This window comes from Acinetobacter sp. V91_7, assembly GCF_031799075.1.
Taxonomy (GTDB): domain Bacteria; phylum Pseudomonadota; class Gammaproteobacteria; order Pseudomonadales; family Moraxellaceae; genus Acinetobacter; species Acinetobacter calcoaceticus.
Map to the genome: position 1 here is coordinate 193,167 of NZ_JAVQNT010000043.1, position 22,623 is coordinate 215,789.

Sequence of the window (22,623 nt, forward strand, 5' to 3'; positions counted from 1 at the left end):
ACAAAAGGTTGTCGTGATGACAACCTTTTTTTATTTACTTCATTCTACTTAGAAAATTTAGTCACATTTTCCGCCTGCTTCTTTAAAAGCACTGAATTATATTCACCAGGTGGAATATTATTTAAATAATAATTTCCAACATGATATAGCCTCCAACGAATTGGGTCATGCGTGGTGTGCGTTCGTGCATTACGCCAGAAACGGTCTAGATTCCACTTCGACAAGGTTGAACTTGCCCCGAGTAATCCAAAAATTTCACTCGAAATTTTTAAAGATGCATGATCAGACTGACTTCGTGTAGCAGCAACCGATAAAATCAGTTCAGTTTGTAAGTCTTCATCTTCTACATTTGTCAAGTGCTGTTCAAAAATCTGTGCCGAACGATCTAATAATGCTTCAGCTGAACGAACCAAAACAGCGAATTCACCAATTTGTTTGATGATATGAGGTTCATGTGTAGGTGAATCGACTCCACTTTCCACCCAAGGACGAGCATAATGTTGTAAATAATCAATCCCACCTTGTAACGCACCTTTGGCAATTCCTGTGTCCATTGCAGCGTGTAAAATTTGAGGCCAAGTGAGTCCCGTACGTAGAACCGTGCCTAAACCACCTGTATTTCGCTTGGCAACATAACGTTCATCAACAACCACATCTTTAAAATTAACAGTGCCACTGACGCTATTATTTTGTCCCATCGCATCCCAGTCATCTAGCAACTCTACTCCCTGCGTATCTCGATGAATTAAAATCGAGACTGGTCCATCATCACTACCAGCAAATAAAGAAATCCATTCTGCAAGTAAAGAGCCCGTAGAATAAAACTTACTGCCATTTAAAATTAATTGTCCTTCCGCATTTCGTTCTACGCGTGTTTTATGCTGAAACTTATCTTTGCCCCCCACTTCTGCAAGTGCATTGCCTAAACGTTTTCCACTTAATACATCGGCAAGTAATTGATCACGAATTTCATCGTCATAGCCCGTTAAAATTCCTCGAAACATGGTGAAGTGAATTTGTAATAATTGCCCTACACCACCATCGGCAGATGAAATAATTTTCACCACATTGACCAATGTTGAAATACTGGCACCTAAGCCTCCAAACTGCTTAGGCACAATAATTGCGGTTAAACCAGCTTCTGAAATTAGACGTGCCTGATCATAAGGGACAGTCTTGTTATAACTTGGATCTCGAGCAAATTGATTCAGTTGATCTGCCACCTCTTTTGCAATATCAAGTGCTTCTTGCTCGCTTTGAATATGTCTTACGCTACCTAATTCTAAAAAATTACGTTGGTTAATATCGTTCATTTTTAACTCCGGAAAATCTGTTCTTCTTATGCGTAAACTTCAAGCACGTTGTTTTTAAACAAGCTTGGCGCATGTGTAAGCAAAGTTTTGGTATATATATGTTGAGGATGACTAAGCACTTGGTCTGTTTCACCGTATTCAACAATATGTCCATTTTTTAATACGGCGACTCGATCTGCGATTGCACGAACAACCCCTAGGTTATGGGTCACAAATAGTAAGGTCACCCCTTGCTGCTGAAGGTCTTGTAGCAGTTTTAAAATAGATGCCTGAACTGAAACATCCAAAGCAGAGGTAATCTCATCACAAATCAAAACATCAGGTTGGCACAGCAAAGCTCGTGCGATAGCAACACGTTGTCGCTCTCCACCAGATAAATCTCTAGGATAGAGTTCTTGAACTTGTATAGGCAGAGAGACTTGTTTAAGTACCTGTGTGACTTTTTCTATGGCTTCTTGTCGAGATGCTCCAAAGAAATGCTGCACGACCTTAATTAATGTCTGACCTATCGTATGTGCTGGATTCAAGGCTTTATAAGGGTTTTGAAAGATATATTGCAGTTTATGTCGTTGCTGAAAATGACGTTGTTGCCCACGCAATGACAAGACTTCATCTGCTAATGTAATTTGTCCATCTGCATTTTCATTCAAGCCAGCAATGACACGCGATAAAGTTGTTTTTCCTGAACCAGATTCACCAACCAATGCTAAACATTCGCCTTTTTCGAGTTGAAATGAGATATCAAAAAGAGCCTGTTGCTGCCCATACCATGCATTAATATGTTCAACTTTTAGCAGTGCTTCTCGATCAGTTTCTCGTTCAATAACCTGATGATCAAGCTCTTTAAAACTAATCACGCCAACATGATCCGAATGGTGACAAGCAACAAAATGCGGGTCAAACTCATCTTTTAATTGAGTTAATTCAGGTTGTTTTTGACGGCATATGTCTGTGGCGAAAGTACAACGTACTGCAAAAGCACATCCCGCTGGACGTTCATTTGGTGACGGTGCGTGCCCTTCAATTGGAGATAAATATTTACGAATGGCCACATCGGGAATGGCGTTAAGTAAACCTTGCGTATAAGGGTGTTTAGGGGTTTCAAATAGTTGGGTTAATACCGCATCTTCAGCAATTCGCCCTGAATATAAAACAATCACCCGATCTGCAATGTCTTTTACAACTGTTAAATCATGCGATACATAAATAGCAGCAACATTATATTCACGGCATAATTTACGAATGATGTTCAATACCAAGGTCTGCGTCGTCACATCTAAGGCGGTGGTTGGCTCATCTAAAACAATCAAACGTGGCTGTAGCAAGAATGCCAAGGCCAATAAAATTCGTTGTTGTTGTCCACCTGAAAGTTGATGGGGATAACGCTTTAGAAATAGCTCATCATGGGGCAAACCTACTTCATCTAAAATTTTGGCAACCTTCTGGTATCTTTCAACACTAGATAGCTGTGATTGATGGACTTCTAATAATTCAAATAAATGTTGACCAATACTTAATGCTGGGTTGAGTGCTGTTCCAGGATCTTGGGCAACATGGCTAATTTTATGACCAAGAACCTGACGCAAAGCATGATCATCTAAACTGAAAATATTTTGATCATCTAACTCAATTGTTCCCTGAATAATTTTGGCACCATGCCGTGCATAGCCCAATAAGGCGCTCGATAATGTCGTTTTACCAGAACCACTCTCTCCGACCAGCCCTAGAACTTCACCTTCTCGCAAGCTAAATGAAATATTAGAAACGATGTGATTACCGGTGTTTACCAATGCAACTGTTAAATCTGTTACGGTCAAGACTGTATTTTTAAATGTATTTGCCATGTTTATTTTTCCTCAATCCGAGCTGCTGCACGTCCAACGCCCTCTGCCAATACATTCGTTCCGAGGGCAAACAAAGCAATTAAAATAACAGGAGCAAACACGGCCCATGGTTGAACCAATAAACCCGCACGGTTCTCATTAATCATGAGTCCCCAGTCTGCTGCTGGAGGTGCCACACCATAACCAAGAAAAGCCAAACCCGATAACATGCCCACCGCCCAAGTCAGCATCACACCGAGATGAATCAATAACGGCGTCAACATATTGGGTAAGATTTCACGAAATAAAATATAGGTTTTTGAGTAACCTAGAATTCGGGCAGCTTCGATATATTCCTGTTCCACTAGGTTAAGTGCAACGCTTCGCGCAAGACGTATAACTCCGGGAACAAAAGCAATTGAAACCGTTAAAACAATGAGCCAAGGCTGTCGACCTAACATCGAAACAATAAGTAAGACTAAAATGAGATCTGGAAAGGCCATAAACACATCAGTCAGCCAAGTTACAAACTGATCAATCTTATTTCGGGCAAAAGCAGCGAATATGCCTAAACTAGAACCAATAATTAATGCAACCAAACTAGCAGCCAGTGTCATCCAAATAATAGAAGCACCGCCAGCAAGTACACGTGACCAAACATCATGACCAATATAGTCATAACCTAAAAATGAACGCCCTTCAGGTGAACCATAAGTCATGCCGACCAACGCAGTGGGCTCAAATGGAACGAATAACGGGCCAACCAGTGCAAAAATCAAAACCAAAGCAGTGATTACAAATCCAAAACGTACTTGTCTTTCACGAATTAATGTTTGAAAAAAGTTTCTTTGGTACCAGTGAAGTGAGCTCATTTTCCCCCTCCTTGCTGAATATTCTTTAAAGCATTGCGACGGTCTACAGGTTTTACTGTAATTGGCCGGCCAGACTTCCATAAACGTAACGCCTGACGTCTTCCCGGCGAACGTGCTTTATGTCTTTTTGCAGTTCGTATTTTTGGTGTGAGTAAAGTCGTGATTAAATCTGCAATTAAATTAACGACTACCACACAAATGGTAAGCAATAAAACAATCGCTTGAATGGTCGGAATATCCCTCATTTCGATTGCTGCATTGAGCGCATTACCAATACCGGGATAACTGAAAACCACCTCAATAATGAGAGCACCACTTAGCAAAACTCGGATGGTCAATGCTGTTCCCTGCACCACTGGCACCAATGCATTTGGTAAAACATGTTTCCAGATAATCCGTCGCTCAGGAATACCACGCAGCCGTGCAGAGGTCACATATTCCGACTCTAGCGCATCAATCATAGAACCACGCACTAAACGCATCAGATATGGAATGAGTGATAAAGCTAAAGTTAAAATTGGTAAAATTAAAAACTCTAATTGGCTATAAGGCGACTCATTAGGAATCAGTAACGATGCGGCTGGCAATATGTGTAAAACCGATGTTGAAAAAAACATCATTAACCAAATCGCAATCACAAACCCCGGCACTGCTTTAAATAGAATCGAACTGGAGACAATAATCCGATCTAACTTGCTGTCACGGCGGAGCGATAGCCACACACCCAGCACGACTGAAAGTGGTACAGTAATTACAATCACGAGGCTCGTGAGTGCAACTGTATTACCAAAATAATTCTGAATAATTTGTAAAACAGGCACATTGGAGTCAATCGAGCGCCCAAAATCACCTTGTAATAATTGACTTAACCAATGCCAGTATTGAACCAATATCGGATCATTCAAGCCTAATTGTTCACGAAGTATTTGAACCGTGGCTTCAGGTGCTTCTGGACCTAAAATGACGCGAGCTGGATCCGATGGAAGTGCCTGTGTGGCAATAAACACAATGAGGCTAATAACAAAAACAACCAATGCCCCTGACACCAAACGTGTCAAAAACCAAGGTAACCACGCAGGCAATTCAAATGACTTGGCGATTGGCGAATGTTGGATTGATGCCTCTATTTTGCTGGATTGAATTGTCATATCGGTTACCCTCTACGCCAGAATTCATCTGTACGCCACGCAGCGAAGCCAGTACGATCTGGCGTTACACCACCAATTTGGCTCGAATGTGCATCAAGTACATTATTAAAGCCCCAAATGAGTAAACCACCTTGCTCATGCTGAATATGCTGTGCTTCATGAACAAGAACTTTGCGTTTTTCCAAATCGGGTTGTTGCAATGCCGCATGCACTAGTTCTGTAAAGCGCTCATTCTTAAAACGAGTTTTATTATTTGCCGCACCTGGCCCATCAATTTGCAAGACTGTTAATAAGAAAGGACGTGAAACGTTCGAACCGGTACTAAATGCCCAATCTTGTTTTACAGCATCAGCAAAGGTAGCAGCTTCAACCTGTTTAACATTAACGATGACTCCAGCCTGAGCAGCATGCTGAGCAAAAACCAATGCCGCATTGCTATCTGGGCCTGTATATAAATCGACTGTCAAATTGTTATTAAAACCAGCTTCTTTGAGTAAAGCTTTTGCTTTATTTAAATCTTGCTTGCGCTGAGCAATGCTATGGTCATATACAGGATCACTAAACGAATAAAGGTCATTTGCAACTCGCCCTTGACCAGCCAAAGCGCGTTTCACCAAATCATCTCTATTGGCGATTAGTCGAATAGCTTGTCGCACTCGTGGGTCATTGAACGGTGCTTTAGACGTATTCATATCAAATGATTGCCAAGCATCTGTTTCAGATGAAACCAGATTTAGTCGTTTATTGGCTTGAATTAAAGCAATGTGCTCCGCACTTACACCAGACGCAATATCAATTTGGCCTGATTGCAAGGCAGCAAGACGCCCCGTCTGATCTTTAAAATCAATGATTTCTATTGCATCGGCGTAAGGCTGGTTTTCTTTCCAGTAGTTTTCAAAACGAACAAAGCGTGAACGCTGACCCGGTGTAAAACTTTCAAGCTTAAAGGGTCCAGCCCCCACGACATTTTTAACTGGGTCATAATCTGTAGGAACAATGCCACCCCAGCTCATCCATGCTTCAGGTAAAGCAACCAATCCTTTTCCTTGAGAAAAAGGAATTTCAACCGTGTATTCATCGCGCTTTTTAATTGCATCTCGTTGCAAAGAATAAAGATAGGCTGCAAATGGAGAAGCGAGCTTGGGGTCAGTCAAACGACGTAAAGAAAAAATAACGTCATCGGCAGTAATGGTTTTACCGTGGTGAAATTCAAGCCCTTTTTTTAGGCGAATGGTCCATTTCGTTCCGTCATTATTTGGTTCAGCAAATTCAGCAAGTGCGAGTTTTGGCTGAATATCTCTGCCCCATTCCCATAATTTTGCATACAAAGGCCAACCTCTGAACGCACTGGACATACCAATAGGTTTATGTGCATCTAAATTGCCAGCTTGATTACCATTGATCACCCCAATTTTGATAACGCCACCTTTTTTCGGCGTATCATTTTGGGCTATACCAGCAGTAGCACTCTCAGACGATGAATCTGGTTTAGAGCACCCGATAAGGCTAATTGCAGCAAAAGCGCCAACACCTAATCCAGTCTGTTTAATCAGTTCTCTACGTGTAATTTTATTCATGCCTTCTCCCTTAAACCACGACTTCTTGATTCAAAAGGGAATCAATGGATGAATTTTTATTGAGCTTAGGTAACTCAAAACCATGAACGAGTTCCAATAATGGGAACAATAAATCTGCTACCCGATAGGCTTCTCCAATTAAAGGAAAACCAGACAAGATAAAGGCTGATACGCCATAGCTTTCGTATTCTTTAATTCGTTTGGCAATATTTTCAGCACTTCCCACTAAGGCTGTCCCTGCGGCTGGGTTTAAAATATCGAAACCAAATAAAGATGGGCCAGTCCAAATATTAGGATAAATTTCAAAATCTTTAGCTTGAGGCAAAATACCTCGACGTAATTGTTCTAAGTTCTTTTGAATAGATGGATTGTTACTTTGATAACTCTCAAAAGTTTCATTTGGAGGAAGCTGTCGTTTAACAGCTTCGATTGCATAATTTACATCAATTTTGTCAAGTAACGACTGAGCATATTGCCAAGCTTCTTCTTCTGTTTCCCGCACAATAATTTGTAATCGAGTGCCAAATTCTAAAGTTCGGCCAATTTTTGCAGCCTCAACCGCAACCTTGTTAAACTTTTCTCCAAGTAATGGCGGCGTATTCGCAAAACTTAAATACACATCCAGTAATTCAACAGAATGCTGAACGCCTTTCGCAGAAGTTCCAGCTCCCCACAAAGGAACACCCTGTTCTTGAGTGGGGCCACGCCATTTTGACATTGGAGATCCACCTTCTAAGCGTGGGGCAATTTGAATAAACTCCCCTTCAAACCCAGATGTATCACCTAAATAGTTTTTCTGAAATGCAGTCCAGTATTCTTTGCTAAAGTCATAACGCTCATCATGAGTATAGTGAATACCTAAAGCTGCTAAACCCTTATCATTTCCATTCACTACGTTAAATAGCAAACGCCCTTTAGAAAATGCGTCAAAAGTTTGCGCATATTTTGCCAAGACTGCTGGCTGGACTTCTCCGGGATGTTGGGCAACCAGAAACTTTAAACGTTCAGTAAATGGAATTAAACTTGCAGCAACAGAAAGTGTTTCATACTCGCTGGTACCCATGAGTGAACCGTAAAAACCAAGTCGATCTGCGGTAATCGCAATCTGTTGCAAGTGTTCATAATCGGTATCCCAACGCCCAGATTCCAACCAAGGATATGGCCCATCTGGAGACGTGAGATACCATAAAAGTTTTACAGCCATAATATTCTCGATCTTTATTTTTTAAATCTTTATCTAATTGAGGGGGAGCAATCCAAGAGATTTTGCTTTTTCAGTCAAACCGCTCATTTTCCATTGCTGATGCAAAACCCCTTGCCCGTATTCTCGGCTACCACCGACTAACTCTGCGAGAAGCTGAATTTGAGCCCCTTCTTCTAGCAACAAGATAAATTCAGCTGTTTCCTGTAGACCTTGACGACCCCATACGGTTGCACCACCGTTGGCTTCTAAGATGGCTCGATACTCAATATCAATTTTGAGTTGATCTAAAATGAAATCGACTTCTGCCTGACGGCGGTCAATGTAAATCGGCAGCTCTTTAAATAAATGGAAGCGCTGAACAGGCACATAACGGATCGGTAAAGTACGATGGGTTTGCGCCCAAGCCCCTAAATTCGGCGCGTGTACATGAGATATTGTGGTGACATCTGCATGCTCTTTAAAAAGCTTGTTATAGCGCCCACCCGCACTTTTTCTTCCCAATAAAACTTCACCATCAATTGTCTCCACAAGTACTTTGCTTTTTTTATCTTTAGACCAAGGCCCTGCATAGTTAAAAGTGACTAAGGTATTTTCCGGCCCACGTTCAACAAAATTGACTGTTCCATTTGCTGTGATTGTTCCTGTTTCACGGAATACTTCAAAAGCAAATTCAGCTTTTTCTCGGTTCAATTCGATAAATTCATTGAGTTCACGAGACAGTGGGGTTTGAATAAGAGTAGTCATGATCAAAATCCTCTTTAAAAATTTTTATTGTGACGGCGCTTTAAAACTTCGAGCAAAGGACGATGATCAACCCATGTATCAATATCGACATCTCGCTCTAAAAAGCCATGCAACCAAAGGAAATCTTTTTGTTGTCTTAAAAGTTCTAAACGCTCTTCACTTAATGATGGATGTAAAGACTTATGAAAATTATTTCGATAGGCTGTCGCAACACTCTCTGCCCCTGCAATGGTTTCATCTTCAAGGATGACCAAGACTTCATCTAAATGATCTTGTGCCCAATCCGCCGTATCAAATAGCTCTTCAAGAAAATCGACCACGACATCAAAGTGATCTTCTAATAAATCTTCATGGACTGTGATTGGACGAGGTGTTCCGTTATTTACACGAGAAGTCACATCTTCAAATTTATCTAAATCAATACCCACTTTTAGACCGCGTTTAGTTGCAGCTTCAACAGCAGAAGCTCCTTTTACATAAACGGCGTCAACTTCACCTGTGATTAATGCATCAAGGCCAGACCAATATGTACTCGCATCCCGATTCTCTTTAGGCCCCGCACGCTCAGGTACTTCAATAAAATTGACATCTCGGAAGGTGAGATTGGCAAGTTGTAACGCACCCCGAATACCTTGTAAGGACATGGCTCTAAAAATACTTCCGGCACGTTTGTCAGCATATTCCGGTAAAGCCACTTTCACATTTTTTAGGTGTTCTGGCTGGCTAATGTTTGAATCAGGTCGAACAATAATCACTTGCCACTCATCAATCCAAGTCAATCCAATGAGTCGGCTGGGTGCTCCTTCAGAGCGTGCAGCTAATGCAGGTACATTTCCACCTTCTCTGAACAACGCGGGTAATTGATGATCAAAATGATGAACCGACAAACCCTTACGCGCATCTTGCAAGACAGCGACATCAATGCGGTGCTTTTCAAATTTTTTAACCAGAGTGCCGCGCTTTAAGGAAATACCTGTTGCTGTGGGTACAGGACATCGAGTAACCCAAATTTCAGACAGGATGTTTTTTACAAATTCTTTAGAATTTTCTTTTTTATCTACTACAAGTGACATACGGATTCCTTAGGATAATTCCACTTTCATCAGTCACATTGAGCAGCTTTTATGCCAATTTAATTTGTTTTTTATTTTCAATAATTTATGTAAAAACATTGGAGTTGGAAATGTTTATATTTCATCATTTTTCAATGCCAGTGTTGTTTTATCAACACTTACCTCCGACAGACATAACTTATAAAAATGCAGAATGATGCAATCAGCCGCCCTAGAACTCGTTCTGTTTGCAAGTTGAGTATTTATTGCTGGAGTAGAGCTGAGTCTAGAGATGGTACGTACAGCATTAAATGTTATAGATAATGCTCTAGTCGCTTTCTTAAAATATTTTTTTCTAGAATAAAGTTTTCAGCAATCAAATAAGATTTATAAAATTCAATTAAACAGTGATTTTCATCAAGTTTAAATATTACTATGCTTTGATCTAACTCATATTTCTACTTTATATAATTTGATCTTGAAAAGATCGTACACGTTTAAATTGTAACAGGAACTTTTAAAAAGCTTGAAAAACTAAAATTATCTTTTATACCTCAATATATTTAAAATATGTGATGAAGTTCAACTTATTGGCAGTATAGTAATTGTCTTCAATAAATAAAGTGAATTTATTTTTTATTTATAAATAAAAGGTTAAGTAAATCACATTTTAAATAAAATTAGAATCTTATTTCTCTATAATTATCTTGCAATATAAAAATTAGGATCACAAAAAAATAAATTACATATTTATTAAATATTTAATTATATATCATTTGGTTTTTTAATTTTATTTTGTTGATATATTGAGCTAAATTTATTAAATAAATATAAATATCAATAGTTTAATTTAAAGAGAATAATTTTCAAAGGATTATAGTCATTATATTTATTAATATGGGTTAAGAAATTTTAACTATTACATTATTTAAAACAATTAATGTGATTTATGTCACGTGAAAATTAATAATTTTTATTAGATTAAACTTAATTATTGTTTTTAAATTAAAAATATTGTATCAAATATATATAAACTATTTTATAAATAGGTATATAAAATGAAAAATAATATTTTTAAACTTCTTATTCTAATGGTGCTTTCCACTTCCCCATTATTTTGTTATGCAAATAACACAATAATGATAAGAGGAAATATTGTTGAAGATACATGTTCAACAGAACATAGCGAGATAGAATGTGTTGAGGTAAATAATTTAAATATTAAACTTGATAGTGAATATTTAAACAAAAATAGTCTTTCTAACTTAGCTCAACATACTGAGAAAATGGACACTAGCATTGAAAGTATAGGTTCTAATCACAAAGTCGTGCTTATCAACTATCATTAACTTATTGTAGGTATGTATAGCATTTGAGGCTATTCCTACAATGAGTGTGATCAAAGAGTGATTTGTCAAATTCATCGCACATTTTGATGATTTAACGGATGAGTCACTCTTTTTCTATAAAAAATGACTATTTGTATGTTTTTTCTGTATACATATGCATAATTTATTCTATATAATTGTATTCTAAGAATTTAAGCTTATTTTTCACATAAATTGTTCAATTCTTTTCTATTTACATAGTGTTCTTATGTAACTTGCTTTTTTCCGTCGTATCTCTTTTTTATAAAATAAAAAAACTTTTATAAACAGCTATATAAGCTGTTATTTCTCGCTCTGTACGCCAAATATATAGCGTGATTCAATTAAAATTATGAAAAAATAATGTGATCTAGTTTGCATTTTGTTTGATAAGTGTTAAGATCGCCGCATTACTTTTCAAGATGTCAAACACTGGAAAAGTAAGGAAATAAACTTTTATCCAGACTTTTGAGAAAACACTATGAAAAAACTTGCTTTGATCGCTGCTCTTTCGGTTGTAGGGATTGCGAATGCTCAAGCTGCTGATGGTACAATTACAATTAATGGTTTAGTTACAGACAAAACTTGTGACATCGTTACCCCAGCTGGTAAAGACTTCACAGTTACTCTTCCAACTGTTTCTAAACAAACTTTAGCTGTTGCTGGGGATGTTGCTGGTCGTACTCCTTTCCAAATCAACTTAGCTAACTGTTCACAAGGTAAAGTAGCTACTTACTTCGAACCAGGTGCAACTGTTGACTTTAATACTGGTCGTTTACTTAACCAAGACGCTACTGGTGCTAAAAACGTTAACGTTCAACTTTTAGGTAACAACAACAACTTCATCCCAGTACTTGCTGCGGGTGCAAATGGTGCTCAAGCTAACTCTCAATGGGTTGACGTAGCTGAAGGCGCAAGTGCTGACCTTAACTACTATGCTGAATACTATGCAACTGGCGCTTCTACTGCTGGTAAAGTAACTACTTCTGTTCAATACACAATTATCTATCAATAATTAATTGATAGCGGGGTTTCTATGTTCGCATGGAAGCCCTGTTTTGTGTAACACCTTCCCGAATCTTTCTTGGTTGAGAACTCGAAAAATGAAATTGAACAGTTATAATTTTTTGTTAGGTTTAGCATTTGCTTCAGCGGTTGTCGCACCTGCTACTCAAGCAGAAATTGTAATTCATGGCACCCGTGTAATTTATCCGTCGGATGCTAGAGAAGTTACGCTACAAGTTAGCAATAACGGTTCAAAGCCAGCACTTGTCCAAGCTTGGATTGACGAAGGTGACCCAAAAAGTACACCGGACCAATCAAAAGTTCCTTTTATGATTGCTCCTCCAATTTCTCGTGTTGAAGCAACGAAAAGTCAGACACTTCGTATTACCGCTTTGCCAAATGCTTCTCAATTAAATCAGAAGCAAGAAACGGTTTTATGGTTGAATATTTTAGATATTCCACCTAGACCTACTTCAAAAAGTGAAGATACGACACCTGATAATTTCCTGCAACTTGCTATTCGTTCAAGAATTAAATTCTTCTATCGTCCTTCATCGATTAAAGAAGATGCGAATTTAGCATCAGATAAGCTTCAATGGATTAAATCTGGTCAAAATTTAACGGTAAAAAATCCTACCCCTTTTCATATCACACTGACTTCTGTTTACCAAAAGGCAGGTGATAAAAAAGTTGATTTACTACCTCAAGGTCTAATGATTAAGCCTTTTTCTGAAGCGTCAGTTCAGCTTAAAAATGGCAATCTTCAAGATATGAGTTTTATTAATGTCAATGACTACGGTGGTCGAATTGAACACCCAATAAAACTTTAGTAATCAGATTTATCTTTTTAATAAATTTAAGCACCTATATGTGTAGGCGGACTTAGCTATGCCAAAAAAAAGGCAAGAATCTTATAAATTATTAAAACGCCATATTTGTTACTACTTGGCTTCTGGTGTTGTTACAATGACAATGCCTGTATTCGTGCATGCTGAAGAAACAGCTACGAGTGCTCCCGTAGAGGCTGAATTCGATTCTGCTTTTTTAATTGGGGATGCACAAAAAGTCGATATTTCTCGTTTTAAATACGGCAACCCTGTTTTACCGGGTGAATATAACGTTGACTTATATGTAAATGGTCAATGGTTTGGTAAACGTCGCATGGTCTTTAAAGCATTAGACCCTAATAAAAATGCTGTAACTTGCTTTACAGGAATGAACCTCCTTGAGTACGGCGTTAAACAAGACGTTTTGTCGAAGCATACTACCCTTCAAAAAGAAAATAATAGTTGTTATAAAATTGAAGAGTGGGTTGAAAATGCATTTTATGAGTTTGATAACTCTCGGTTACGTGTAGATATCTCGATTCCACAAGTTGCTTTGCAAAAAAATGCGCAAGGCTATGTCGACCCAAGTTTATGGGATCGCGGGATTAATGCTGCTTTTCTATCATATAACGGTAGTGCCTACAAAACATTTACTCAGTCTAGTGATCAAAGCGAAACAACAAACGCATTTATGGGCGTGACTGCTGGACTAAATGTAGCAGGTTGGCAATTACGTCATAATGGCCAGTGGCAATGGCAAGATACCCCTGCTGAAAATCAATCTAAATCTGATTATCAAGAAACAAGTACATATTTACAAAGAGCCTTTCCTAAATACCGCGGTGTTTTAACGCTAGGTGATAGTTTTACAAACGGCGAAGTATTTGACTCTATTGGTTATCGTGGTATTGATTTCTCAAGTGATGATCGAATGTTACCAAATAGTATGTTGGGCTATGCCCCTCGTATTCGTGGTAATGCAAAAACCAATGCAAAAGTTGAAGTTCGTCAACAAGGCCAACTTATCTATCAAACAACTGTTGCGCCAGGTAACTTTGAAATTAACGACCTTTACCCTACTGGTTTTGGTGGTGAGATTGAAGTTTCTATTATTGAAGCAAATGGCCAAATACAAAAATTCTCGGTTCCGTATGCTTCAGTTGTACAAATGTTGCGTCCGGGTGTAAACCGTTACTCTTTAACTGTGGGTCAGTTCCGCGATCAAGACATTGATATTAATCCTTGGGTTGTTCAAGGTAAATACCAGCAAGGGATTAACAACTATCTAACAGGTTATACAGGCATCCAAGCAACGGAAAACTATGCCGCTGTGTTATTAGGTGCTGCTTTTGCTACACCAATTGGTGCTGTTGCGTTAGATGTTACCCACTCTGAGGCTGACTTTGAAAAGCAGTCATCACAATCTGGGCAAAGTTTCCGTTTAAGTTATAGTAAGTTAATTACTCCAACCAACACAAACTTAACCCTTGCTGCATATCGTTACTCAACAGAAAACTTCTATAAATTGCGAGATGCTCTACTTATTCGCGATTTAGAAGAAAAAGGTGTAAATACCTATGCTGCTGCTGGTCATCAGCGCAGTGAATTCCAAATTACTTTAAACCAAGGTCTTCCTGAAGGTTGGGGTAATTTCTATGTAGTGGGTTCGTGGGTTGACTACTGGAACCGTAGCGAAAGTACTAAACAGTACCAAATTGGTTATAGCAATAACTACCATGGCTTGACTTATGGTTTATCTGCGATTAACCGTAAGGTTGAGTACGGTTCAAATGATACGTCGCATGATACTGAATATTTAATGACGCTTTCATTCCCAATTAACTTTAAGAAGAACTCAGTCAACGTCAATGTCACTGCTTCTGAAGATAACCGTACTGTTGGTGCAAGCGGAATGGTTGGTGATCGCTTTAGTTATGGTGCCTCAGTATCGCATCAGGACTATGCAAATCCATCATTTAACGCAAATGGTCGTTATCGTACTAACTATGCAACTGTTGGTGGTTCTTATAGTGTGGCTGATTCTTACCAACAAGCAATGGTTAGCTTAAGTGGTAGTGTGGTTGCACACTCAGAAGGTATTTTATTTGGACCTGAACAAGGCCAAACGATGGTACTTGTGCATGCACCTGATGCAGCTGGAGCAAAAGTTAATAATGCCGTTGGTTTAAGCGTGAATAAGGCTGGTTATGCGGTAGTTCCTTATGTTACTCCTTACCGTCTTAATGACATTACCCTTGACCCACAAGAGATGTCGAGCCAAGTAGAACTTGAAGAAACGAGTCAGCGTATTGCACCTTTTGCTGGCGCAATTGCTAAAGTAGATTTTGCAACTAAGACTGGTTATGCAGTTTATATTAATAGTAAAACTGCTGAAGGCAACAGTTTACCGTTTGCAGCTCAAGTCTTTAATCAGAAAGATGAAGCTGTAGGTATTGTTGCGCAAGGTAGTATGATTTACTTACGTACCCCACTTGCTCAAGATCGTCTTTATGTTAAATGGGGCGATGAAAGCAATGAGCGTTGTTCGGTTGAGTACAACATCAGTAATCAGTTGCAAAATAAGCAACAAAGCATGGTAATGACTGAGGCTGTCTGCAAATGAAAAGAATATTATTAACAGGTTTCTTATTTACTGCTGGTCTTGGTGTGTATGGCGAAGCTAATGCTGCGTGCCGCATATATAACTATGTAGCAAATGATGTTCGGATGGCCGTAGGACGTGTTGTTGTACGCCCTAGTGATCAAGTCGGTGCAATTTTAAGAAAGGCAACTTTCCCTATTGATCGTACTTCTACAGAAGCACGTTCTTGTGATAGCAGAGACACAGTAATTGCTGCATTAACCCAAGGGTACCCTTTAAGCTCTTTGGGCAATAGCATTTATACGACTAATATTCCAGGTATTGGTATTCGTCTATACCGTGAAGCTGAGAATAATGCCAATTTCTCGGGTTATTACCCATATGAACGTGGTGGAATATCAGGTACCCGTTATTTGGGGGCTGGTTATTTTGTAGTGGAAATCATTAAGATTGCTCCACAAACAGGTTCTGGAACGTTAGTACCAGGTAGATATAGTAGCTATTATGTCCGTGGCTTTCCTAATCAACCTTTCTTAACAAGTACTGTTGATGCTAATGCAATTACCATTGCGTCATCTTCATGTGAAATTCAAGGTAATATCAATAAAGTTGTACAGCTTCCAACAGTAACAAAAGCAGGTTTCAAAGGCGTTGGTTCTACTCAAGGCGAACAAACCTTTGATATGAATATCTTATGTAATGGTGGTATCAACCCTACTGGCTACGAAGAGAAAAACCTCATTAGTTTAACTTACGACTTTACCCAAGACGGAACAAACAATCAGGTTTTAACAAATACAGCTGCTGCATCTGAAAAAGCCAATGGTGTGGGCGTACAATTACTTTGGAACTATCAAAATAAAAATCAAGTCATCAAGAAAGGCGATAAGCTCGCTTTAGGTACTTTGTCATCTAACCAGACAATTCAATATAACGTACCAATGACTGCCCGCTACTATCAAACAGCAGCAAATGTGACAGCTGGTAAAGTGCGTGCAATGGCTACTGTAACTATTGAATATGATTAATCATATTCAATAGTTTTTAAATATAATAATTTCATACACTTAAGTATTAATAATAAATTTTATTTTATCGCTACTTTCTAAAAACTTAATACTTAACTTAATAGGAATATTTATGAAAAAAATAGGCATAATTGCTGTTAGCGCTATTACATTATGTTGGGCAATGTATGAAGTATCTTCTGACAATACGAGTACCGGATCGCGTAATGAAGCTAACAGAAAAGTCGCATCTAAAAGCAGTTCATCATCTGTAAAGAATGAAAAATTAGCACTACAGATGTTATTAGCTCAAACGAATTCCCTTAATTCTGCCCCTGTCTGTCAATACAATTTTGATGCCAAACAACAAGACTATGATGTTTGGAGTAATGAAAATCCTGGATATGTTCCTCTGAGTATATTTCCATCGATAACAGGTCAAAAATTTAGTCTAAAAGTAGAGCCTAGGCCGGAAAGTGAGTATGGCTACATAGATTATGTAGCTAGAAGTAAAGCGAGTCTTAATTCGTCTAATGACATTGGAGATTTAACATTACCTCACACAGGTATTATTGCATTTGAAATGGAGTTTAAAATTCCAACAATAACGCTTGTTAACTCAGGTTTTGAAAACAATGCTTATATGTCTAGTATTTATTTTACTGGCGTAACAAATAACGGTTATTCAGTTAGATCAAGCTATGGGTTTGAAATGGGAACTTATGATCCAGATTTTGGTGAAAACCCTCCTAGATTAAGTTATTCAGTGGCTTATCGAGTTAGCGATAATAGTGGACCTGATCACTCCTACTACAAGAGTCAAAACATGACAAATAATACACAGGAATACCAACGTTTAGGAATATATATTAATCAGAATACTAGACAAGTCGGTTTCATTTTTAATGGTGTTGATCAAGGTTATCAATCTTCTTTACCTGCGCCTCTTGAAAATATAAGTTTTTTTGTAGCAAGCAGTATATCAGTATATTCTAATCAATTATTTGGACAAGAATTGTTTAATGAGCTTATCACTGACCGTAATGCGCTACAGTTTAGCTACCCTCAGGGTACAACTGACATGTGCGGTAATGCCATTTAAGATATAAAACTATAAGTGGTAAAAAAGGGCTGAATCACAGCCCTTTTTCTTTTATTTAGAAATGAATGACGGTACGAATTGATTTACCTTCATGCATTAAATCAAAAGCCGTATTAATGTCTTGTAAAGGCATGGTATGAGTCACAAAAGGTTCAAGTTGGATTTCACCTTTCATGGCATCTTCGACCATTTTTGGAAGTTGCGAACGGCCTTTAACACCACCAAAAGCGGTACCTAACCATTTACGGCCTGTAACCAACTGGAATGGACGAGTCGAAATTTCTTGACCTGCACCAGCAACACCAATAATGACTGATTGTCCCCAACCGCGATGTGCACACTCTAAAGCTGAACGCATAACATTGACGTTACCAATACATTCAAATGAATGATCTACACCCCAGCCTGTCATTTCTACAATCACTTGCTGAATTGGTTTATCGTAATCTTTAGGGTTTAAGAAATCTGTAGCACCAAACTGCTTAGCAAGTTCAAATTTATCTGGGTTTGTATCTACCACAATAATTTGTCCTGCTTTGGCTTGACGTGCACCTTGTACAACAGCCAAACCAATACCGCCTAGGCCAAATACAGCAACAGAATCACCTTCTTGTACTTTCGCTGTGTTATGTACGGCACCAATACCTGTAGTTACGCCACATCCAAGTAAACAAACTTGCTCGTGATTAGCTTCAGGATTGATTTTAGCTAAAGACACTTCAGCAACTACTGTATATTCACTAAAAGTTGAACACCCCATGTAGTGGTAAATCGGTTCGCCATTATATGAAAAACGTGTGGTTCCATCTGGCATTACACCTTTACCTTGTGTTGCACGTACTGCAACACACAAGTTGGTTTTTCCAGATTTACAGAACAAGCATTCTTTACATTCAGCGGTATAAAGTGGAATAACATGATCACCCGGTTGAACGCTCGTTACGCCCTCACCGACTTCAACCACAACACCGGCCCCTTCATGACCTAAAATTGCAGGGAAAACACCTTCTGGGTCATCGCCTGATAGAGTGAAAGCATCGGTATGACATACCCCTGTATGGGTAATTTTTATTAAAACTTCACCCGCTTGAGGTGGTGCAACATCAACTTCAACAATTTCTAAAGGTTTTCCTGGGGCAAAGGCGACAGCTGCACGAGATTTCATCTTTGGGTTTCCTTTAAATCATTCGGTATTTATAGTCGAGCAAAATAGATTATGTAACAGTAATACAAGAGATTAATTTTGCTTAAATTAAAATTGGCTTTCATGACAATCCATCACAGCATAGCCAGTCAGGTACGTCTAAGCAAGCCTATGTTTCAAAAAGAAGAAAACCTCTTACTTGAAGAGGTTTTCTATCAAATCACTTATCTTATAAACGGTTTATGTTTACTTATAGGTAAATATCTGGTGGATATGGTGTGTTATCACTAATTGGCGAATAAAGCGTATTTTCAACAAAGAAGCCATTTGGGGCTTGAGTGGTATCGATCGTAATCGAATCAAACATGACTTGTGGATATGCCCAGATAAATTGCTTCATCAACCCAAGAGAAACATTATTTTTCATGTCACCAAAAATCCGTTGCCAGATCGGTGTTCGATATGGTTTGGTTTTATCAAAGCCATAAATATAGGCAATAGATGCATCAGGAACAAATCCTGATAAATAAACGACTTTATTTGCAGGATAGCCCAGACCCTGTATAGGTATTTGAGAAACTGCCTGATGTGCCAAGTCTAAGCGAGCTTCTAAAAGCCAATCATAAGCTTCTGTCATCATGTAATCAAAATTAGGATATGAATAGTGCGTGCTTGGATAGTTAATATAAGTTGCTAGTGTCTGAATTGGCGATTGAATCGAAGGAAAGAAAATAAGTGGGCTAACTTTGGCTGTTGAATATTTTGCTTTGATAGCGGTACGAATGTTTTGACAGGTTTGTCCTAATTTATTTCTAAGCCATGTTTTAAACTCATCATAAGGAGTTCCTGTTTTATTCATGGCCTCATAAATTGTACCTAAATCTGGTGCATATAAACCTGTATCTGCATTAAAAGCCAGTTTTGTTGGATAGTCATACACACATGGTAGATTCGTGTCAGTGTTGTACCACCACCAAGGTTCACCAATCTGCATGTTTACATCACATCCCCCGACAACCATTGCATCTGCAAACTCAATAAAGACTTTATGTAGATATGCCAAAGCATTTTGGTCACTTAAACTAAAAAAATAGCTCGGTGGTTGGTAGCCTGTTTTACCCAAATTGCTATTCCAGTCACGCTGTGCCCAATACTCATTGGCCCCCAAGGAATACATTTCAAAGCTGACCCCAAAGATAGGCTGCATACTGGCGTTATGCAAAGCCTGAGCATATTTCTCATGCCATTTACGGGTACATGAGTTAACAACAGCTTCGCCCGTCACCAACGTATCAGGTATTTGCCATTTATTAATATCGCTTTTCCATTTCATTTCAGGGTAATGCGACATTCCACAATAATGGTTAACCAAACCTTGATATCCCAAAGTGACCATATTGTTGACTAGGCGCTGCGGGTTTAAATCGTAATGGTCGTCATAGCTGGTACAGATACCATAATTGTGCTGAGGTACAACAACACGGCTCAAATTTAACTTTGCATTTGTTCCTATGACAACTGAGTTGGTCAGTCGAATATAACCATCTTGGGGCTGACTTAAAGGTGTAGCTGATTGGCCATTATATTGGCTGGTAAAACCAGAAAATGAAATTCGCTGAATATTGGTGACGGGAAAGCTATCTGTCGCAGAAAAACCAGCTTTTACCGTATCCCAGTTAATATGGATATGCGCCGTACGAGATGAAGGATTATTTGCGTAGTTAAACAAGACGACATATGCAATTTTATCTATGCCATTCTCATTATAGTACACCGTTAAAGTCGGTGTTAAACTCGCATTGTTAAGTACAGGCATAGAAGCCGACAATTCAATATCGAAGTCCCAAATTACCCCTGCATAGCTGTATTTGGTTTCATAAGCTAAAAATTTATGATCTTTAGAGTCATAAGAGTCCCACGTAATTCCTACCAAATCATTTGCCATGCGTGATCTAAAAGATGCTTCAAAACCATTTCCATAATTAGTAATGGCAAAAGACATCGTTTGCGGGCCGTCTATTCTCCAATAAATAGGGCTAAATCGATCAATAAGTGTATTTTGAATGATTGGATGAGGTGATGAATTAGAATTATTTTGCACATTTTGTCGATTAGTTATCATGTCGTCATTCTCTTAATGTATTAAGAAGATTTATATTAAATAATAATTCCTTTTTTATTGTTCAGATAAGTAACAATGACGTTTAAATTATTTACAGTTAATATTTTTATAAAGCTCAAAATAAACTTAAACAAGAACACTTAATATTGTCCTAAAATATTTTTGCGCTGAGGAGATAATAAATGTCAAATTTTATGCAGCCTATACATTTTAAGGCATTGTTTGTATTTACTCCTCTTGTGTTTGCACTAACAGGTTGTAGTGAAACTTTACATTCCCAAAGAACCATACCAATAAAGACATCTTCAGAAAGTATCGTTTATCCCGAAGTTGATACCGTTTTAGGGGAAAAGTTACAGCCTAATGAGGAAGTGGTAGCCCAGAACATAGCTCAAGCCATTGAAAAGTCAATTCGTGAACAATATACGCCGGGAAATGCTTTACGTGATGCCCATCCTAAAGCACATGGATGTGTTCGAGCTGAATTTCATGTCTCAAAAAATATACCTGCTCAGTTCGCTAAAGGCGTTTTTATACCAGACCAAAGTTATCAAACATGGATTCGCTTTTCCAATGCTTCTAATGACGCCTCTAGTGCTGACATTGACAAAGATGCACGTGGCATAGCGATAAAACTTTTAGGTGTAGCTGGAGAGAAAATTTTAGAAAGTGAAAAGCAAGCAACTACCCAAGATTTTATTATGATTAATCACCCTGTCTTTTTTGCGAATGATGCTAAACGATACCTTTCTTCTATGCATGATGTGAATAGCCACAATATGATTAGAAAACTTCATATTCCGTTTGCATTAGGTTTTAAAGGAACCATGAATGCACTCGGCGCACGTAATTCACAAATTGCAAATCCACTCTATGCGCGTTACTGGTCTATGGTTCCCTATCAGTTAGGCCTGGGTAATGATCGACAAGCGGTTAAATATTCAGTACGTGCTTGCTCAGTGACAGCAAATAATCTACCTAAAAATCCTAGTCATGATTTTTTAAGAGAAGCTTTAAAAAATACTTTACAGCAAACAGATGCCTGTATGGAGTTCCTTATTCAGCCACGAACTTCAAGTCAAATGTTAGTAGAAGACTCGATGACAGAATGGGATGAGAAAGCAGCTCCTTTTTATCAAGTAGCGACTATTCATATTCCAAAGCAGAATTTTGATACGCCCGAGCAAAATAAGTTTTGTGAAAATCTGTCTTTTACGCCGTGGCATGCCTTACCTGCACATAAGCCATTAGGTGCAGTAAATCGAATGCGTAAAGTCATTTATGAAAATATAAGCAGGATTCGACATGATATGAATTCAGCGTCTAGACAAGAACCTTAAGAACGTTGCCCGTCTCGGCTTAGCATTTAAAGGAGAACCTTACTTATTTAATGACTTCTTTACTGGTGTCTATGGTGATTCGATCAATGAAATCTGCCAGCCATAAAATAAAGTCATCTTCATTTTTATGTTTTGGAATCAAGCTCATATCTACTTGAATGAGTAATTCAATTTGCACGCTAACAACAGTACCTTCGAAGTTCACAAAGTTATATAAAAATTTTAATTCTGTGCCTGAAATGGCTTTTTGAATTTCTATAATTAAATTATTTAAGTTTTTAAAGTAATTTTTTGAATGTTTATTTTTAATATTTTTATTAATTTTCTCTGCTAATAATAAGTATTTTGGCATTTTTATCTCCTTATTAATTGTT

At 38.3% G+C, this 22,623-nt stretch carries 18 protein-coding genes; 7 read left to right on the forward strand and 11 right to left on the reverse strand.

The genetic code is table 11. From position 1 onward, the window contains the following. Positions 1-44: 44 nt before the first annotated feature. Genes RMB03_RS15825 through RMB03_RS15860 form a run of 8 tightly spaced genes read right to left on the reverse strand, consistent with a single transcriptional unit; the run spans position 45 to position 9,754 of the window. The gene (locus RMB03_RS15825; RefSeq protein WP_311076876.1) at positions 45-1,313 is read right to left on the reverse strand and encodes an acyl-CoA dehydrogenase family protein; all 1,269 of its coding nucleotides are present in this window, start codon (positions 1,311-1,313) and stop codon (positions 45-47) included. Positions 1,314-1,339: 26 nt separating this feature from the next. Next, positions 1,340-3,157 carry an ABC transporter ATP-binding protein gene (locus RMB03_RS15830; RefSeq protein ID WP_311076877.1) on the reverse strand — a complete coding sequence of 606 codons (1,818 nt, stop codon included), beginning with the start codon at positions 3,155-3,157 and terminating at the stop codon, positions 1,340-1,342. Positions 3,158-3,159: 2 nt separating this feature from the next. After that, positions 3,160-4,008 (reverse strand): ABC transporter permease, encoded by an 849-nt coding sequence (locus RMB03_RS15835; protein WP_311076878.1) that lies wholly within the window; start codon positions 4,006-4,008, stop codon positions 3,160-3,162. Then, positions 4,005-5,156, reverse strand: coding sequence for an ABC transporter permease (locus RMB03_RS15840; RefSeq protein ID WP_311076879.1), 1,152 nt, complete (start codon positions 5,154-5,156; stop codon positions 4,005-4,007). The genes RMB03_RS15835 and RMB03_RS15840 overlap by 4 nt, the downstream gene beginning before the upstream one ends. 5 nt (positions 5,157-5,161) lie before the next feature. Beyond that, positions 5,162-6,733, reverse strand: a complete 1,572-nt coding sequence (locus RMB03_RS15845; RefSeq protein ID WP_311076880.1) for an ABC transporter substrate-binding protein — start codon at positions 6,731-6,733, stop codon at positions 5,162-5,164. Between the two features lie 10 nt (positions 6,734-6,743). After that, positions 6,744-7,937, reverse strand: a complete 1,194-nt coding sequence (locus tag RMB03_RS15850) for an LLM class flavin-dependent oxidoreductase (RefSeq protein ID WP_311076881.1) — start codon at positions 7,935-7,937, stop codon at positions 6,744-6,746. Positions 7,938-7,970: 33 nt separating this feature from the next. Beyond that, positions 7,971-8,681, reverse strand: coding sequence for a class II aldolase/adducin family protein (locus RMB03_RS15855; protein WP_231765245.1), 711 nt, complete (start codon positions 8,679-8,681; stop codon positions 7,971-7,973). 14 nt (positions 8,682-8,695) lie between these two features. Beyond that, complete coding sequence (locus RMB03_RS15860) at positions 8,696-9,754, reverse strand: ABC transporter substrate-binding protein (protein WP_311076882.1); 1,059 nt, start codon at positions 9,752-9,754, stop codon at positions 8,696-8,698. Between the two features lie 1,037 nt (positions 9,755-10,791). Between RMB03_RS15860 and RMB03_RS15865 the strand changes: the two genes are divergently transcribed. The 6 genes from RMB03_RS15865 (at position 10,792) to RMB03_RS15890 (ending at position 17,643) form a co-directional block, all read left to right on the forward strand. Next, complete coding sequence (locus tag RMB03_RS15865) at positions 10,792-11,082, forward strand: hypothetical protein (RefSeq protein ID WP_281833819.1); 291 nt, start codon at positions 10,792-10,794, stop codon at positions 11,080-11,082. A 499-nt stretch (positions 11,083-11,581) separates the two neighbouring features. Continuing rightward, complete coding sequence (locus RMB03_RS15870) at positions 11,582-12,115, forward strand: fimbrial protein (RefSeq protein WP_003651778.1); 534 nt, start codon at positions 11,582-11,584, stop codon at positions 12,113-12,115. An 88-nt stretch (positions 12,116-12,203) separates the two neighbouring features. Next, a complete protein-coding gene (locus RMB03_RS15875; RefSeq protein ID WP_005040701.1) occupies positions 12,204-12,935 on the forward strand; it encodes a molecular chaperone in 732 nt (243 codons plus the stop codon). A gap of 58 nt (positions 12,936-12,993) precedes the next feature. Beyond that, a complete protein-coding gene (locus RMB03_RS15880; RefSeq protein WP_311076883.1) occupies positions 12,994-15,555 on the forward strand; it encodes a fimbria/pilus outer membrane usher protein in 2,562 nt (853 codons plus the stop codon). After that, on the forward strand, positions 15,552-16,562 hold the full coding sequence (locus tag RMB03_RS15885) for a fimbrial protein (RefSeq protein WP_311076884.1): 1,011 nt from the start codon (positions 15,552-15,554) through the stop codon (positions 16,560-16,562). Before RMB03_RS15880 ends, RMB03_RS15885 begins: the two co-directional genes overlap by 4 nt. Positions 16,563-16,674: 112 nt before the next feature. Continuing rightward, a complete protein-coding gene (locus RMB03_RS15890) occupies positions 16,675-17,643 on the forward strand; it encodes a DUF4882 family protein (protein WP_311076885.1) in 969 nt (322 codons plus the stop codon). Between the two features lie 55 nt (positions 17,644-17,698). Here RMB03_RS15890 and RMB03_RS15895 read toward each other — a convergent pair whose 3' ends face one another. Then, complete coding sequence (locus RMB03_RS15895; protein WP_003651772.1) at positions 17,699-18,808, reverse strand: S-(hydroxymethyl)glutathione dehydrogenase/class III alcohol dehydrogenase; 1,110 nt, start codon at positions 18,806-18,808, stop codon at positions 17,699-17,701. 229 nt (positions 18,809-19,037) lie between these two features. After that, positions 19,038-20,909 carry a phage capsid protein gene (locus tag RMB03_RS15900; protein ID WP_311076886.1) on the reverse strand — a complete coding sequence of 624 codons (1,872 nt, stop codon included), beginning with the start codon at positions 20,907-20,909 and terminating at the stop codon, positions 19,038-19,040. A 182-nt stretch (positions 20,910-21,091) separates the two neighbouring features. Between RMB03_RS15900 and RMB03_RS15905 the strand changes: the two genes are divergently transcribed. Next, a complete protein-coding gene (locus RMB03_RS15905; RefSeq protein ID WP_311076887.1) occupies positions 21,092-22,249 on the forward strand; it encodes a catalase family protein in 1,158 nt (385 codons plus the stop codon). 43 nt (positions 22,250-22,292) lie between these two features. Here RMB03_RS15905 and RMB03_RS15910 read toward each other — a convergent pair whose 3' ends face one another. Further along, positions 22,293-22,601 (reverse strand): hypothetical protein, encoded by a 309-nt coding sequence (locus RMB03_RS15910; RefSeq protein WP_311076888.1) that lies wholly within the window; start codon positions 22,599-22,601, stop codon positions 22,293-22,295. Positions 22,602-22,623 lie beyond the last annotated feature (22 nt).